Source organism: Hyphomicrobiales bacterium, assembly GCA_017642935.1.
In the GTDB taxonomy this organism is placed as follows: Bacteria; Pseudomonadota; Alphaproteobacteria; order Rhizobiales; family MH13; genus MH13.
This window is the reverse complement of record JAEPOK010000002.1, coordinates 21,874-38,044: the sequence shown is the minus strand read 5'-3', so window position 1 is coordinate 38,044 and position 16,171 is coordinate 21,874. Positions and strand designations below refer to the sequence as shown.

General features: G+C 60.4%; 17 protein-coding genes. 11 read left to right on the top strand and 6 right to left on the bottom strand.

From position 1 onward, the window contains the following. Window positions 1-339 precede the first annotated feature (339 nt). Together JJ917_09535 and JJ917_09530 are read right to left on the bottom strand one after the other, a co-directional pair. Window positions 340-810 (bottom strand): DUF2852 domain-containing protein, encoded by a 471-nt coding sequence (locus JJ917_09535; GenBank protein MBO6699061.1) that lies wholly within the window; start codon window positions 808-810, stop codon window positions 340-342. Between the two features lie 139 nt (window positions 811-949). Continuing rightward, window positions 950-2,278, bottom strand: coding sequence for a polyhydroxyalkanoate depolymerase (locus JJ917_09530; protein ID MBO6699060.1), 1,329 nt, complete (start codon window positions 2,276-2,278; stop codon window positions 950-952). Window positions 2,279-2,810: 532 nt separating this feature from the next. Between JJ917_09530 and JJ917_09525 the strand changes: the two genes are divergently transcribed. The 5 genes from JJ917_09525 to JJ917_09505 all read left to right on the top strand — a co-directional run bounded on the left by JJ917_09525 (window position 2,811) and on the right by JJ917_09505 (window position 8,135). Continuing rightward, the gene (locus JJ917_09525; GenBank protein MBO6699059.1) at window positions 2,811-4,172 is read left to right on the top strand and encodes an ActS/PrrB/RegB family redox-sensitive histidine kinase; all 1,362 of its coding nucleotides are present in this window, start codon (window positions 2,811-2,813) and stop codon (window positions 4,170-4,172) included. Between the two features lie 170 nt (window positions 4,173-4,342). Continuing rightward, complete coding sequence (locus tag JJ917_09520) at window positions 4,343-4,915, top strand: ActR/PrrA/RegA family redox response regulator transcription factor (GenBank protein ID MBO6699058.1); 573 nt, start codon at window positions 4,343-4,345, stop codon at window positions 4,913-4,915. 92 nt (window positions 4,916-5,007) lie between these two features. After that, window positions 5,008-6,258, top strand: a complete 1,251-nt coding sequence (locus JJ917_09515; protein ID MBO6699057.1) for an HlyD family efflux transporter periplasmic adaptor subunit — start codon at window positions 5,008-5,010, stop codon at window positions 6,256-6,258. Further along, window positions 6,255-7,430 (top strand): FtsX-like permease family protein, encoded by a 1,176-nt coding sequence (locus tag JJ917_09510; protein ID MBO6699056.1) that lies wholly within the window; start codon window positions 6,255-6,257, stop codon window positions 7,428-7,430. The genes JJ917_09515 and JJ917_09510 overlap by 4 nt, the downstream gene beginning before the upstream one ends. A gap of 12 nt (window positions 7,431-7,442) precedes the next feature. Next, window positions 7,443-8,135: an ATP-binding cassette domain-containing protein gene (locus JJ917_09505; protein ID MBO6699055.1), complete on the top strand. Its 693-nt coding sequence runs from the start codon at window positions 7,443-7,445 to the stop codon at window positions 8,133-8,135. On the opposite strand, the gene fabF is transcribed toward JJ917_09505, so the two are convergent. From fabF to JJ917_09490, 3 genes are all read right to left on the bottom strand, one after another. Next, window positions 8,132-9,406, bottom strand: a complete 1,275-nt coding sequence (gene fabF, locus JJ917_09500) for a beta-ketoacyl-ACP synthase II (protein MBO6699054.1) — start codon at window positions 9,404-9,406, stop codon at window positions 8,132-8,134. The genes JJ917_09505 and fabF overlap by 4 nt on opposite strands. A gap of 46 nt (window positions 9,407-9,452) precedes the next feature. Further along, a complete protein-coding gene (locus JJ917_09495; protein MBO6699053.1) occupies window positions 9,453-9,884 on the bottom strand; it encodes a winged helix-turn-helix transcriptional regulator in 432 nt (143 codons plus the stop codon). 76 nt (window positions 9,885-9,960) lie between these two features. Further along, entirely contained in the window at window positions 9,961-10,782 is an 822-nt protein-coding gene (locus tag JJ917_09490) for an EAL domain-containing protein (GenBank protein MBO6699052.1), read from the bottom strand. Between the two features lie 309 nt (window positions 10,783-11,091). Here JJ917_09490 and JJ917_09485 point away from each other — a divergent pair, with 309 nt between their 5' ends. Beyond that, window positions 11,092-11,421, top strand: coding sequence for a BA14K family protein (locus JJ917_09485; protein MBO6699051.1), 330 nt, complete (start codon window positions 11,092-11,094; stop codon window positions 11,419-11,421). 229 nt (window positions 11,422-11,650) lie between these two features. Further along, complete coding sequence (locus tag JJ917_09480) at window positions 11,651-11,980, top strand: BA14K family protein (protein MBO6699050.1); 330 nt, start codon at window positions 11,651-11,653, stop codon at window positions 11,978-11,980. A gap of 63 nt (window positions 11,981-12,043) precedes the next feature. On the opposite strand, the gene JJ917_09475 is transcribed toward JJ917_09480, so the two are convergent. After that, window positions 12,044-12,517, bottom strand: a complete 474-nt coding sequence (locus tag JJ917_09475) for an MmcB family DNA repair protein (protein ID MBO6699049.1) — start codon at window positions 12,515-12,517, stop codon at window positions 12,044-12,046. A gap of 362 nt (window positions 12,518-12,879) precedes the next feature. Here JJ917_09475 and JJ917_09470 point away from each other — a divergent pair, with 362 nt between their 5' ends. Genes JJ917_09470 through JJ917_09455 form a run of 4 tightly spaced genes read left to right on the top strand, consistent with a single transcriptional unit; the run spans window position 12,880 to window position 15,948 of the window. Next, window positions 12,880-14,367 carry a hypothetical protein gene (locus tag JJ917_09470; protein ID MBO6699048.1) on the top strand — a complete coding sequence of 496 codons (1,488 nt, stop codon included), beginning with the start codon at window positions 12,880-12,882 and terminating at the stop codon, window positions 14,365-14,367. Further along, the gene (locus JJ917_09465; protein MBO6699047.1) at window positions 14,364-14,711 is read left to right on the top strand and encodes an EscU/YscU/HrcU family type III secretion system export apparatus switch protein; all 348 of its coding nucleotides are present in this window, start codon (window positions 14,364-14,366) and stop codon (window positions 14,709-14,711) included. The genes JJ917_09470 and JJ917_09465 overlap by 4 nt, the downstream gene beginning before the upstream one ends. Continuing rightward, window positions 14,708-15,268: a hypothetical protein gene (locus JJ917_09460; GenBank protein MBO6699046.1), complete on the top strand. Its 561-nt coding sequence runs from the start codon at window positions 14,708-14,710 to the stop codon at window positions 15,266-15,268. Before JJ917_09465 ends, JJ917_09460 begins: the two co-directional genes overlap by 4 nt. A gap of 59 nt (window positions 15,269-15,327) precedes the next feature. Then, a complete protein-coding gene (locus tag JJ917_09455) occupies window positions 15,328-15,948 on the top strand; it encodes a L,D-transpeptidase (GenBank protein ID MBO6699045.1) in 621 nt (206 codons plus the stop codon). Window positions 15,949-16,171 lie beyond the last annotated feature (223 nt).

Sequence of the window (16,171 nt, the reverse complement as noted above, 5' to 3'; positions counted from 1 at the left end):
AGCCTGTTCAAGACGCCACTCGATCTTATAATCCAAATAGTAGCTATCGCTTCCGCATTCAGATCGCCTGTTGGCACAAGCTTATGGTGCCGTTCATCTGCAACGCGTATCTCGATTATCTTTGGCTTTGGGCCGTGCTCCAATGCAGCATTCATCTCTGAAAAAGATGCGCCGTGTGCTACGATAGCGCCAGGGCTGTTATCAATGTGATCGCAGCGAAACGCAATTAGATCCGCAGATCTATCATCACAAACTGAACCCCTCCAACTTCACCCAACCATAAAGCCGCCTCATTGCTGAGGCGGCTTGCAGCGCGTGCTAGGGAGGTCGCTTAGCGCCTTAGGTGGCAGGCGCCGGGTTCGGGCCGGCTGCATCACCCGTCACCGGGTGGTCGCCATTATGATTGTGGCGCGACTTCATGAACTCGTCGAACTCGGCCTGGTCTTTGGCGCGGCGCAGATTGCGCAGATGGGCGTCGAACTCATCGACCATTTCGTCAAGCTTGCGGCGCTCGGCTTCTAGACGCTCGATCTCGGCCTTGCGGAACTCATCGAATGCGACGTTACCGGTGCCACGATCAGCGGCGGAAAAACCCTTCATATCCATCTCCCGTTTGAAACGGCCAAAGCTGCGGCGAAAATCATGTTTCACGTCGTCCAGGCGATCGCCCCAGATGATGTAGGCGAGCATGGCGAAGCCCAGCGGCCAGGCAATGATGAAACCGAGCACCATCAAACCGATGGTTGCCGGTGTCCAAGCCGGGCGTAGCCAGCTTTGGCGGCGGCCGGTGTAATGGGCTGATTGCGTCATCATGTGTGTGTCTGTCCTTGTCATCGTGTTGCTACGAACAAGACGTGGTGGGACCGTTTGTTGCTTTCAAGAACAAACACAAAAAAAGACGCCGGACTGGCGTCTTTTCTTAAAAATTTCAATGACTTAATTGGGTAAGTCAAGCTTCAGCGCGCCCAAACGCATCTCCCGAAGGAGCCGTGTCATTGGCCGGCGCGGGCATGGAAGGTTTTGATTTGACAGGCTTGCGGCCCTTCGAGCCGTTGCGGCGCCATTCCGCCGACAGCATGAAATCGGTCATGCGCGGCTGAATTTCGGAGCGGAAGCGCGAGCCATTGAACACGCCATAATGACCTACGCGCGGCTGCTCATAATGGGCTTTGAGATCATCGTCGAGGCTTGAACAAAGGTCGAGTGCCGCCTTGGTTTGGCCGCGACCTGTGATGTCGTCTTTTTCACCCTCGATCGTCAGCACCGCGCAGCGTGTGATCTTCGATGGGTCCACCAACCGGCCGTGATGCATCATTGTGCCGGTCGGCAGCGAGTGGTTCAGGAACACCGTCTCGATGGTTTGCAAATAAAACTCCGCGGTGAGATCCATGACAGCCAGATACTCGTCATAGAACTCGCGATGTTTTTCAGCGCTGTCGCCGTCGCCATCGACCAGATGGTTGAAGAATTCCTTGTGGGCGTCGATGTGCCGGTTGAGGTTCATCCCCATAAAGCCCGACAGTTGCAGGAACCCTGGATAGACGGGGCGCATAAAGCCTGCATTGGGGAACGGCACGGTCTTGATCAGATTGCGGCGGAACCAGCCCAGCTCCTTGCCATCGGCAAATCCATTGACCTCGGTCGGCGCGATGCGCGAATCGATCGGTGCGCCCATCAAGGTCATCGATGTTGGGATCGCCGGATCGTCATCCTCTTCCATCAGCGAAACGGCCGCGAGCACCGGAACGCCCGGCTGACAAACGGCCACGACATGGGTGTCCGGGCCAAGGCGCTGCAGCATCGAGCGGACATAATCGATGTAATCGTCTAGATCGAAATTGCCGGCCGCCAGCGGCACATCGCGGGCATCGACCCAATCGGTGATGTAGACATCGTGACGTGGCAAAAACGCTTCAACGGTGCCGCGCAGCAGCGTCGCATAGTGGCCAGACATCGGCGCGACCAGCAGGACTTTGGGGTCTTTGTAGCTGCGCTCGGCCGGTAGATCGCGTCTGAAATGCAGGAGCTTGCAGAATGGCCGCTCCCAGAGAACCTCTTCGCTGACCGCGCAGCGGGTGCCGCCGACCAGCGTATCTTCAAGGCCGAACGCCGGTTTACCGTAGCGCCGGGTCATGCGTTCAAAAACTTCGGCACCGGCCGCCATCTGCTTGCCAAAGGGCGTCGCAGCCAGAGGGTTCAGCGGGTTGGTGAAGGTCAGTTTTGTCAGATCTGCCGTTGCGCGGGCTGGCGCAAGGGCGGCATGGGTCCATTCATACATCGTATAAGCAGGCACGCTTTAGTCCCCAGTCTTACTCACGGTTCGCGGGCATCGCATTCACTTTGCCCGTTCCTTGCCACAGCTACCGCATAGTGTGCGAAGCTGCCCAAGTTGTCCCCAGATCAAACTGTCATGAGTTTGCGCCGTTAAGCTTTATGACACCTTAATCCACTCAAATGCCGCGTTTGCCTCGCTTTCAACGATAGCGCGCGTCGTTAACTGACGCGGAGTGGACGTGCCACCATGCGACTTTAGTCTTACTGCTTCCCTGATCTGCCTCGAACCGTTTGCTCCACTCTACAGTCTTTGTGTCACCCTACGGTGCGCTAGAAACCAAACGTTTGCCGCTTGCGTCGATGCATCCACTTGAATTTGAAGCATCGACGGTGTCCTGATTGTTGAGGCACGTTGCGCAGACACTCTGCCTCAAAACCATAGAGCAAGAGAAGATGGTTTCCCCTGCGACTTTCCGCGTAAGGGTTGTTGGACTGCAGCATGACATAATGCTGCACTGCACACAAGGCTTTCGCACATGCTAACAGATGTCTCCGCCCAACGCGTTCGACTGGATACGCTGGTTCGCCTGCGCTGGTTGGCCATTGCCGGCCAGTTGATTGCTGTGTGTGCGGTTGCCTTCGGTTTCGGCTATCCGCTGCCGATCATGGAGTGTTTGAGCGTCATCGCACTGTCGGTGTTGCTCAACCTTTATCTGTGGTGGGGCTATCCGCGATCGACGCGAATCAGTGACCGGCGCGCGGCTTTCATCCTGGCCTTCGATCAGGTGCAGTTGGCCTCGCTGCTGTACCTGACCGGCGGCCTCGGGAATCCCTTTGCTGTGCTTCTGCTCGCGCCCGTTTTGATCTCCGCCACGATCTTGCGACTTCCAACCACCGTGGCGCTTGGCATCCTGGTTTCGGTGCTGATTTCCGCCTTGGCGCTCTGGCACATGCCTCTGCCCTGGGCTGCCGCGCAGCCGCCAGCCTTTCCTCTGGTCTACCGGCTTGGCGTTTGGGCCGCGCTGCTGGTCGCGATCGGTTTCATCTGCACCTATGCCTGGAACGTGGCCCATGAAAGCCGCAACTTGGCCAACGCGCTCGCCGCCGCCGAATTGGCGCTGGAACGTGAACAGCACCTCTCTGAACTCGACGGCATGGCTGCGGCCGCCGCTCATGAACTGGGCACGCCGCTTGGCACCATCACCGTCGTTGCCAAAGAAATCAGCCGCGAGATCGATCCGGCGACCCCCCTTGGCGAGGACATTGCGCTCATCCAGGCGCAGGCCGAACGGTGCCGAACGATTCTCGGCAAACTGTCCTCGCTGGGCGTCAGCCCCGATACGGTGATTTCCACCAAGACGCTTGATGCGATACTCGATGATCTGGTCGCCCCGCACCGCGAGTTTTCCGTCCCGATCACCGTGAAAACCGATGGCGATGGGCCTTCGCCCATGCTGCGCGCTGATCCGGCGCTGAGCTATGGCATCGGCAACTTGATCGAGAACGCCATCGACTTTGCGCGCAAGGAAGTCTGCGTCATCGGCTCGTGGAACGATCGCACCGTGAAGATCACCATCGAAGATGATGGCCCAGGGTTCCCTGCCGATGTCATGGGTCGGCTTGGCGAACCCTATGTGTCGCGGCGGCGCGGCCGTAGCGAAAGCGTTGAGGACCATGCAGGCACCGCTAAGCCGATTGATCCGCTGGCCGGCGGCGGATTAGGCGGCGGCCTGGGCCTCGGCTTCTTCATCGCCAAGACACTTTTGGAGCGCGCCGGTGCCTCCGTCAGTGTGGGCAACGGCATCGGATCATTGCGCGGCGCCAGCGTGATCATCAGCTTCCCACGCGATCAGGTCGACGTGACGCCCAAACTGTCGGTGGAAGAAACCGTGCAGTGATCACCCGATCGTGCACCGGTATTGATAAGCAATCCCTTTTCCTTATGGCAAGCTGTCATATATGAAGGTGGCGATGAACTGACGGCGCTTATTGCCCGTAAATTATGCACAGACTTGACCAACTCTTTTGACAGCTTTGGGCCGAACCCATGATCCGAGAAGCCAGTGTGATGGACCTTTCAACCGAGACAGCCGCTCCGCTTGACGATGGCCTCACAACCGAACGCACCCTCTTGCTCGTCGATGACGACAAGCCTTTTTTGACGCGTCTTGGTCGCGCCATGGAAACGCGTGGTTTTGACGTTCGTCTGGCAAGCTCGGTTGCCGAAGGCCTCTCAGAGGTCCGCAAATCGGCGCCCGCTTTTGCGGTCGTCGACATGCGCCTTGAGGACGGCAACGGCTTGGACGTGGTTTCGGCGCTGCGCGAGGCTCGACCTGAAGCGCGGGCTGTGGTTCTGACCGGTTATGGCAACATTGCCACTGCTGTTAGCGCGGTGAAGATGGGCGCCACCGACTATCTGGCAAAGCCTGCCGACGCCGACATGGTCGAAAAAGCGCTGATGCAGACCGAGGATGGGGATATGGGTTTGCCGGAAAACCCGATGTCCGCCGATCGCGTGCGCTGGGAACACATTCAGCGGGTCTATGAAATGTGCGACCGCAATGTGTCGGAAACAGCGCGCCGCCTCAACATGCACCGCCGCACCCTGCAACGCATCTTGGCCAAGCGCGCCCCGCGCTAACCGCCTAAGCTTTTCTAACCAAAGTTTCACATTCGCGCTCCGGCGCATGGCATAAAGCCGATGACTTGTGGTCAACGCTTGGAGGTGCCTGCGTGCCTGCGCCCAATGAAACGCCGAAGGTCGTCGCTCTGCCGCTTGAGGAAACCGGCAAAGCGAAAGGTGAAACGACAGTTCGTCCGCATCCGCTTGCCTGGATGCACCATCTCTGGCGGCTACCGGTTCTGATAGTCATCGTCGTTCTATCAGGGACGGCTGCGCTTTACTTCCAGCCGCCAACGCTAAGGGCCATCTATTCACTGACTGGCCTGGAAGTTGGCGGAGGCACATCCGATCCGATTGCCGTGTCGCCTGTTCTGCTTGAACGCCTGGAGCAGGGCGCAGTTGATGTGACGCCGAACGATGTGGTCGCGCTTGGTCGGTTGTTGCCCGAAGGCGATATCATCACGCTCGCCGCACCCTTTGGGTCGGGCGATGCCCGCGTCGCGTCGATCCTCGTCGGTGAAGGCGACACCGTGGCGCAAGGCGATCTGGTCGCAACCCTCGACAATGAAGACCAACTCGCCTCGGCATTGACCACGGCACGCGCGGCGGTCGATGTGCGCCAGGCTGCTTTGGAGCAAACCGAAGACTCTGTTGAAGCGAGCCGCCTGGAAGCGCTGGCCAATCGCGACCGAGCGCAGTCCGCGTTGGAGCTCGCCGAAGCGAACCTTGCCCGCACAGAGCAGCTCTTCGAACGCGACATCAGTTCGCAAGCCGCTCTCGACAGGGAACAGGCGGCACTGGCCGATGCGCAGCGCGAGCTGGAGCGCATGACCGCCACCTTATCACGATTTGAGAATGGCGGCAGCGTTGCCCAAGCTGACATTCGTTTGGCTGAACAGAATTTGCGTGCCGCCGAGGCCGATCTCGCCCGCGCGGAGGGCGATATGCGTCAGGCACGTGTGGTTGCACCGACCGACGGTGTGATCCTTGCCATCAATACGCGCATCGGCGAGCGCCCAGACAATGACGGTGTTGCAACGCTTGCCGATACCTCGCGCATGATCGCCGAGCTTGAAGTCTATCAGGCTGATATCCGACGCGTCGCTCTCGGCCAGCAGGTGCATCTGTCGTCCGAGGCCTTGGGAGAGGAGCCGCTGTCTGGCGAGGTGACACGCATTGGTCTGGAAGTTGGCCGCCAGACGCTTCTGGCCGATGATCCAGCCGCCAACACCGACGCCCGGGTCGTGGATGTAACGGTCCTCCTGGATGGGGAATCGACCGGGCGTGCGGCTTCTTTAAGTGGATTGGAAGTTGTGGCGCGCGTCAGGGCCACCCAAGAGGGAACGGATAATGGCTCATGACGGCGCTTCTCTCGCGCCTTCTGGGGCGTATCCCTATCGGTTGGCTGCAACTCACCCATAGCAAGAGCCGTCTCACGGTGGCGCTGGCCGGGGTGGCGTTTGCCAATATCCTGGTGTTCACCCAGCTTGGCATTTCTGGCGGCCTCAATCGAACAATCGATCTCACCTATCAGCCGCTCCACGCCGACATCCTGATGTCGGCCAGCGATGCCAACACGCTCGCCGATGGCTCGCCTGTCGCGCGGCAACGCATGTTCCAAGCGCTGTCGGTTCCCGGCGTCGCCGAGGCTGCGCCGCTCTATCTCGGCGTGGTCGATTGGGTGCGCCAGGATGGCGGTACGACCGCGCTCCAGGTCTATGGCCTGCCGCCTGAAGCGCGCAACGTGGTCAATCCGGCTTATGCCGAACAACTGTCCGATTTACGTCTGCCAAACACTGCACTTCTCGATCGGATGAGCCGTGGGGTGGCGTTTGCTCCAGATGACTTGCCTAGCTTGAACGAGCCACTCGCCGCCGAGCTTGGTGGCGTCTCCATGGACATCATTGGAACCTTTGCAATTGGCGCCGGGTTTTCCGCCGACGGCAATCTGTTGGTATCCGACCAAACGTTTCTGCGGCTGTTTCCACGGCGCAGTGCTGGCACGCCGTCACACGTCCTGATCCGAGCTGAGCAAGGGCAGGACCTGGCAGCCCTTTCGGAGACGATTACGACGACCATCGCCAGCGATGCGGTGATTGTGCGCCCGCTCGACCATGCGATCGCTGATGATGTGTCCTATCAGACGACCGAGCGCCCGACCGGCCTGATCTTTGGCTTCGGCGTTGTTATGGGTGCGATCGTCGGCGTGGTGATCGTCTACCAGGTGCTTTCAACCGATGTTGCCGATCATCTGCGTGAGTATGCGACCTTCAAAGCGATGGGCTACAGGCAGCGCTTCTTCCTGGGCATTGTGTTTGAGGAAGCGGTGATCATGGCGGTTCTTGGCTTCATACCCGGACTATTAATTTCGCTCGCCATTTACACCGGCATGTCGTCGGCCACCGGCCTGCCGATCGAGATGGACGTCGCCCGAGCGCTCGCGGTGCTGGGCGGCACGATCCTCGCCTGCACCTTGTCTGGCGCCATTGCCACCCGGCGCCTGGCGCAGGCCGATCCCGCTGACCTGTTTTAGAGTGTGCCGGACATGTCCAAAGACCTTCCGATCGCCGTTCAGGGGCTCAACCATTGGTTTGGCGAGGGCGATGCGCGCAAGCAGGCGGTGTTCGATGTGTCGCTTAAGGTGAAGCGCGGCTCGCTAACCATCCTCATGGGACCGTCCGGCTCGGGCAAGACCACCGTTCTGACCTTGATGGGTTGTCTGCGCGACGTTCAGGACGGGTCGGTGAACCTGCTTGGCAGCGAACTCAACGGCGCCAGCGAGCAGGAGCAGGTGATGTTGCGCCGTGAGCTCGGTTTTATCTTCCAGGCGCACAATCTGCATGACAGCCTGACCGCCCGGCAAAACGTCGTCATGGGCCTGCAGGTGCATGGCAAGGGCGATGAGGCCGCGCAGGTCCGCGCGGCTGATCACATGCTCGACCTGGTCGGCTTAAGCGATCGGCGAACCTATCTGCCTGGCAACCTCTCAGGCGGGCAAAAACAGCGCGTTGCGATCGCGCGGGCGCTGGTGTCCAACCCGCAGATCATCTTCGCCGACGAACCAACCGCCGCTCTGGACAAGCAGAGCGGACAGACGGTCGTTGAGATGCTTCAGGCGCTCGGGCGAGAGCGGGGCACCACGACTCTGATGGTAACCCATGACAACCGCATTCTCGATCTGGCCGACCGGATCGTCACCTTGGAAGACGGGCGCATCGTCGATGACACGGCGCCCTAGGGTTTCGCCAACACCATCGCCGCATTGACGCCGCCAAAGCCAAACGCGTTGCAGAGCGCGCGGTCGACAGTGGCTTGACGCCCAAGGTCCGGCACGAAGTCCAAATCCTCGGCGCCCTCATCAGCTTGGCTGAAGTTGAGCGTCGGCGGGATTGCGCCCTTCATGATGGCCAGCGCGGTGAAGATCGCCTCAACGGCGCCCGCCGCCCCGAGCAAATGGCCCGTGGCTGATTTGGTCGACGAGATCGGAACCTTGGGCAGCCTGTCACCGAAGACAGACCGCAGCGCCGCGACCTCGCCAGCATCGCCAACGGGCGTCGATGTGGCGTGACCGTTCACGTAGGAGAAGGCTTCTGGCGTTGTGCGCGCCATCTCCAGTGCCCGTATAATTGCAAGCGCTGCCCCGGACCCATCTTCTGGGCCAGCCGTCAGATGGTAGGCGTCGGCGCTGGTGCCATAGCCCTCCAAGGTGACCAGCGGCGTCGCGCCACGAGCCTCGGCATGGGAAAGGCGTTCGATGACGATCAGCCCGGCGCCCTCCGACAGGACGAACCCGGAACGCGAGCGATCATAGGGACGGGAGGCGCGTGCTGGGTCATCGTTCTCGGTCGAGAGAGCCCGTGCAGCGTTGAAGCCAGCGAGCGCCAATCGGTCCACGCAAGCCTCGGTACCACCGGCAAGCACGACATCGGCTTCGCCGGTTGCAATCAGCCGCATACCGTCACCGATACCTTGCAGACCGGCGGCGCAGGCGGTGATCGGCGCGCCGATGGGGCCGCGAAAGCCATAGCGGATTGACACATTGCCAGCGGCTAGATTGCCGAGAAATTGCGGCACAACAAAGGGTGACAGGCGCCGTGGTCCCCGCTCATCCAGCGTGCGCACCGCCTGGGTCACAACGGGAAACCCGCCGATTCCTGTGCCGATGAGTGTCGCCGTGCGATCCTTCTGCCTCTGGTCTTCTGGATGCCAGCCGGCCTGATCGAGCGCTTCACTTGCCGCCGCCAGAGCGTAGAGCGTGAAGAGGTCGATTTTCTTGCGGTCCTTGGTGCTGACGACGGTATCGGGATCAAGGCCGGCGTCATCATTTTCGGCGCCGGGCACCATACCGGCGATCTGCGTTGCCAGATCATCGACCGGGAACCGGTCGACCCGGCGAAGCCCCGACTTTCCCTTGACCAAGCGATCCCACACGGCCTCCACGCCACAGCCGAGCGGCGTCACCAAGCCCATGCCGGTGACCACGATGGGGTCTTTGCTTGTGGGGGTCATGAGCATTTCCTTTCGTGCATATGCACATATTGAGTCAAAAAAGAGGCTAGAGATCGGCCAGCAGGGCAAGTGTTGCTTGCATCTGGCGCCATTGATCCTCACCGATCTTGGCCCGCAACGCGTCCTGCGCTTTGTGCCAGAGCGGCACCATCTCCATGAGTTTGGCCTGCCCGATCGACGAGAGGCGGTAGGCCTTGGCGCCGCCGCGTCCGCCGATCTGCGCCTCGACCAGGCCGGATTCCTCCAGAAGGCGCAGATTGCGGGTGAGCGCTGAGCGTTCGATGGCCATGCCATCGGCCAGTTCCGAGACCGAAGCAGCCTCGCTGCCATAGAGCGCAAACAGCAAAGAGGCTTGGGACGGCGTGACGCCATGCGGCTTGATCAGCCGGCCGAAGTGGCGCGACACCGAACGCGCCGCCCGGCGTGATTTGGTCAGCACGCATTGACTGCGAAAGAGGTTGGGATCGATCTCATCCATCTCATGTGTGCATATACATGAAATAGAAATTGTAAACCCGCTGGTCGGGCGCTAGGCCGATAGCCGCCGGATGTTCTTAGGCGACGGCGGCGTGCTCGGCGGTTGTTTCCGACAAGGCTGTCACGGCGCGGGCAAGGGCGGGAATGTCATCTTCGGTGACGAAGGTTTCCAGCTCAGGACGAGCAAAATAGTAGCCTTGCAACAACGTCACCCCGGCGTCGACGAGCGCGTACATCTCATCTTCGGTTTCGACCCCTTCGGCCAAGACCTTCAACTTCATCAGTTTCGACATGGCCAAAATGCCGGAAACGATGGCCTGGCGACTTGGGGAATTCTCAATCCCTCGCACCAGTTCCATGTCGATCTTGATCATGTCGGTTTGGAAACGGGCCAGCAGACCTAAGCCAGAGAACCCTGCACCGAAATCATCTATCGCGGTGGCAAATCCCATCTTCTTGTACTCTTTGATGATGTGCTGGACGTGATCGACGTCGGCAAACTGCTCGTTCTCAGTGAACTCGAACATAAGGCGACGCAGGCTGAACCGCGCTTTGGAGGCCGCTGCCAAGGTCGCGCGGATGCAGGCTTTTGGCTCATAAACGGCGTTCGGCATGAAATTGATCGACAGCATCGCATCGGAATTTGCCGGCATTTTTGCGCCGGCCAGTTCGATGGCCGTCACGCGGCAGGCTTGGTCGAAAGCGTAGCGGTTCTTTTCGGTGACCTGCGCAAGGACCTTGCCCGCGCCCTCGCCATTTTTCCCGCGAACCAGCGATTCGTATCCCCAGATGCGACCCGCATGCACATCGAGGATCGGCTGAAAGGCCATCGTGAACGGGATGTCGAACGCATTGGCGTCTGCGTTCTTGCACCCTTCGCAACCAATTCTATCAGTCATCAGATGCCCGCTCTTAACCCCGAGTTGTAGTCTTGGCACGGACCATGGCGGGCAAGCGTTAAAAAAGGCCTAGTATTTGAAGGCTTTCCCTCAGGTTCTAAGTGTATTTCCGGGTTAAGCTGAAAAGGTGGCTTACTACTTATACGAGTGCCGGCATTCATCCTAGAAATGCGCAGTTTTCGCCTGAAGTGGGTTTGTGTGATGCGCGACACAGAGACCCGCCAGCCCCTACGTCATTCTCCAATCATCGAAACACGGCCACACGCTCTCCTAACCCAACCGGCCGGTTTGAACCAAGAGGATGACCCAATGACCTTCGCTCCTAAAAAAGCTCTGATCGCCGCCGCTCTCTCCGTCGCCATGCTTGCTGGCACTATTGGCACCACGACCACCGCCCAGGCCAACGAATATGTCGCCGGCGGTATTGGTTTCGTTGCCGGCACCATTCTTGGCTCAGCGCTCACCCAGGCCCACCAGCCACAGACCGTGGTTGTTCACCAACAGCCGGTCGTCGTGCACGGTCGCCCGGCACCTTGGACGCCGGCTTGGTATGCCTCGTGCTCGCAGCGCTACCGGTCCTTCAATGCGCAGACCGGTTACTGGCTGCACGTCTCTGGCCAATATCGCTTCTGCCAGTAGGACCAGTCTAACCCAGCAAAAACCCGCTGGTCATGCAACCAGCGGGTTTTTTTGTGCCGGTCACTCCGGGCAATTTTCCACCGGTCAGAATCGTTTTTCGACAAGTGAGCAAACTGTGATGCGTGGCACAGTTGAACCAAGCCAGGTCAGGCAATCTCCCATCATCGAAACGCGGCCACCAAGACCAACCAACCCAACCGGCCGGGTTTGAAGCCAAGAGGATGACCCAATGACCTTCGCTCCCAAAAAAGCTCTCGTTGCTGCTGTTGTTTCTGTTGCCACCATTGCTGGCGCTACGGCCACCACCACCAACACCGCCCACGCCAATGAATATGTCGCAGGCGGCATCGGTTTTGTCGCCGGCACGATCGTCGGCTCGGCGCTTACCCAGGCCCACCAGCCGCGCGTTGTCTACCACCAGCAGCCGGTCGTCGTGCATGCCCGCCCTGCACCTTGGACCCCAGCTTGGTATTCCTACTGCTCGAACCGCTATCGTTCGTTCAACCCGCAGACCGGTTACTTCTTGGCCTACTCCGGCAACTACACTTTCTGCCAGTAAGTTAGCCATCACTTCCCAAAAACCCCGTCTGCATTCGGCAGGCGGGGTTTTTCGTATTTGGGATCAGGCCTCTGGCGCTCCGCCGGTTGGATCATCCAGCCGATGCAGACGCCCAATGGCGTTTCGGGCTAGCCGCAACGTTAAGGCTTTGCGGCGCGAGGCGTGCAGTTTGATCAACTGCGATTCGCGAACGATATGCGCCCCGAACCCATCAGCAATCATCAGGCCCTCTGTCTGGGGAAAGATATCCTGCGACACGTCCGGCGCGGTCGCGAACGAAAAACGGTCGCAGAAATCGATATAGTCCGGCCACTTGGTGTCGGCACGCAGATCGGCAGGCGAGGATTTCACCTCGATAATGGTGATCAAACCGTCCGGCGAAAGCGCGACAATGTCGGCGCGGCGCCCGTTCGCCAAACTGGCTTCAAACAGACAGGTCGCACCCAACTGCGCAAAGAAACGCGCTACGCCGCGCCGGATCGCCAGCGCACGGTCCGATTGACGTCCGTCAGCCAGCGGAGATGGGCTCGGTTCCATAAGGTCTGTTCGTCCTCACCACGTGTCGTCGAAAAACGCGGGTCCCCGCCGAAACTGTGACGCAGAACACAGCGACACTCTATCCAGACCGGCACGATGCGGGCGTTGCAACAACGGCAGGCCTGCACGGATCACAATCCGCGACGGGCAGCCAAGTTGTAGAGATGGCTTGAGGTCGGGTGCAAGCCCCACCGCCTCGACCCTTGGCCGCTCTGCCCCGCCTCGCGCCTTCTTGTTGGCTTGCCGGCAAGCGGTGTGGGGCGGGTATGCAATGCCCAGCGCAGGAAGGCCCAAAATCGCTTGACGTGACGTTGAGGGTTCGAATCAGGCATTCTTTAACCTGCGCGCATTAGACGATGGTTATGATGATGGCTCCGGTCTCTTCCACATCACCTGCCTCGCAGGCAGCGCCGTCCGGCCAATCGGTGGCCAGCGCGGGCTCGCGCGTTGCGCCGGTTGCGCAGTCCTCTGCGCTTGCTGGCCTGGTCGCGGGCGCATCGATGGCTGGAACCGGCGCGCCAGCATCTGGCCAACCACAGCAGATCAGTGCGCAAGCGCTGTTGACCCTTCTTCAAACGCTGGGCAAGCCATTGTCCGGTTCGGTCGGTCAGCCAGCGCCTGGCGGCAGCGGAGGTGCGCAGTCGAGCTTGCCGCTTACTCTGTCGCTGCCACAAGGCGCCACGGGATCTCCAGCAAGCACAGTGCAGACAAGCCTGCCATTGCCTGCCGGAACCACCCCACCGCCATCTGGAACGCAGGTTCTTGTGCAGGCCGAAGGTGGCGCGAACGCGCCGCGCCTTGGCGTCACGGTTTCAAGCGCGGCGCAGACGTCGCCGTCTGTCGTGCGAGCTGATGCGGCACGCCAATCGTCGTTCGCACCGCTGCTTGCCGATGTCGCAAAGCTCACTGGACAACCCAGTCTGCCTAAGGGATTGGATGCGGCATTAGGCCGGATCATGGGCTTTGCGTTGGACGCTGATGCGCCGATAGATTCCACCACGCTAAAGAGCGTTGTCGAAGGTGCACGCTCAGGCTTGGCGTCTTCAACTGCGATATCCACTGGCGGTCCCCAGCCAGCTCAAACACCGATGCAGACCGCGCTCGGCGCCCTAGTTCGCGCCCTTGGCCTAGCGATGCCTGATGGCGACGGTAAGCCCACGCCTCAAGCGTCGCAGGCGACATCGTCATCGTCGAACAACACGGCACAGCAGCCCCATCCCAATGCCCCAGGCAAGTCAGCTGGTCAGCCAGCCACGCCGCCACCCTTGCCAAACGGCGCACAGCCGAGTCGGCTGTTGGCCCATCCTTTGCCGCTCGACGCACCCGACCTGACCGATCCATCCGTTCTGCAGACGCTGAAAGGCAAGGCCGAAGCAGCGCTGTCTCGGCTAAACCTGCTGCAGGCCGGCGGCGATACCGGCAACCAACGTGTTGGCGACACAGGCCCGGCGCTACGTTGGGATGTTCCATTGCTGATCGGCCAAGAAGCTGCCGTTTTGGGCGTCGCCATTGACCGGGATGGCGGCTCGGAGAACGACCGCGACGACCGCCTGACCAGTTGGCGGTTCCGATTTGCCTTCGAAAGCCAAGCGCTGGGCGGCGTTGAGGGCCTGGTCGCGCTGCATCAGACGCCCGCAAAGATCGACGCGGAGCCGCATCTGGACATTGCCGTCTGGGCGCATGAACCAAGCGTTCTTGCCCGTCTTGATTCCTCGCGCGTGGCGCTGGTGGAACGCCTGCAGGCGCTCGGCCTGGTGATTGATAGCCTGACGCTCGCGCCCGCCGAGGACATGCCCAGCGATCCAGCGCCATCGGAAAACATCCAACATCGGGTGGATATGTCCTCATGACGGCGGAAAAAGCACCCTTCAACAGTACTGCCCAGCCGCCGACGATCGCCGTCGCGCTGCGCTACGATGAGGACGGCACTGCGCCGATCGTTGTTGCCACGGGAAAAGGCTCACTTGCCGAGCGAATCATCGCCGCGGCTGAGGAAGCCGGCGTTGCCATCGACGAAAACCCTTTGCTTGCCAGCGCGTTAGAGAACGCGCCGCTCGATGAGCCGATCCCTGAAGAGCTTTATCAGGCGGTCGCCGAAGTCATTAGCTGGGTGTTGCACGCGCGCGAACCGCATGGAGCAGGCGGGCGATCGCAGGCGCCCAACGACCGCAAGGCCGGGGGAATCAGGCAATGATGGCGCGAGATCCCGTCACCCGTGTTGCGCTGGCATCTGATTTTGTGGCGCGTAAGCAACAATGCGCCAAAGAGTGCCCTAAGGGCACCGATGAGGTCCGTTTCGCGCCGCAATGGGGTCTGGCCATGCCGCCCAAATCACGCCATGGTCCGGCCATGATTGGTTTGAGGCTCATTGCGCGCTGCGTTGCGCTTGTGATGATGACAGTGCTTGTTGCTGCAAGCACAGTCATTCCCTCGTTGTCCTATGCTCAAAAATACGCCGACCATCTGTCGCAATATGGCGGGTATGACGCGCGTATCGCCGCCATTACGGGTTTTGCCTCGCTCTATGTGACGCCCGAGGCGCCCATGTTGCCGGTTGTGCTTTCCATTCCTGGCGACGTTGAAATTGCAGCCGTGCTGCCAAGCTCATGCGCGATGGACAAGACCGTCCTGCCAACGGCGATGCAGCAAGCAACGCCGTGTGGGCAGGTCGTCGGGTTCTTTCTTTCCCAGACGTCCCCTATCGGCATCGACCAACCGGCTTTACGCGGCCCGCCAAGGCTTTTGGTCTGAGATTTGACTTTTCCCCTTCCCACTTTCGATACCTTCAATCCAGTTCGGAGACAGCTCCAATGATTTCTCGCCGTTCTTTGCTGCTTGGTGCCGCCGGCACTGCAGCTATCGCTTCCACCGCCAAGGCCGACAGCGCTATCGACGCGTTTCTCGACTCGGTCGGCCTTGATCCGGCCACCGCGTCACGACAGGGTTTCCGCATCGACCGCCAATGGTTGCCGCAGGATGTGTCCTATTCGGGCCGTGAGCGCCCAGGCACCATCGTCATCGATGTCGCCAATCGCTATCTCTACCATGTCCAAGAAGGTGGCAGCGCCCGCCGTTACGGCATTGGCGTTGGCCGCGATGGCTTCCGCTGGGCCGGTTCCGCCGTCGTTGGTCGTAAAGCCGAGTGGCCGACTTGGACGCCTCCGCCGGCTATGATCCGTCGCCAGCCTGAGCTGCGCGAATGGGCCGGCGGCATGCCTGGTGGCGTTGACAACCCGCTCGGCGCTCGCGCGCTCTATCTGTATCGCGGTGGTCGCGACACGCTTTACCGGATCCACGGCACGAACGCGCCTTGGACCATTGGTCAGGCCATGTCTTCAGGTTGCATCCGCATGGTCAACGAGCATGTGGAAGAGCTTTACGATCGCGTGCGCGTCGGTTCGCGCGTGATTGTGCGCCAGGTTGCTGCTTAAGCACTGTCGTCCATTTCACTCTGACGCCCGGTGGTCGTTCTGATCACCGGGCGTTTTCTTTTGCGCCAACCGTGGTTGACAGCGGAGCACCGCGCTGGTGACCCTTGGCCCATGATGACGGGCAATTCTGAATGGTCCCTTCCGGACCAGGGTTCTTTCGTTGACAACGAGCGAGACGCGGACGCGTTGGACTCCGGCGAAGACGGCATACTGCGCGCCGCCA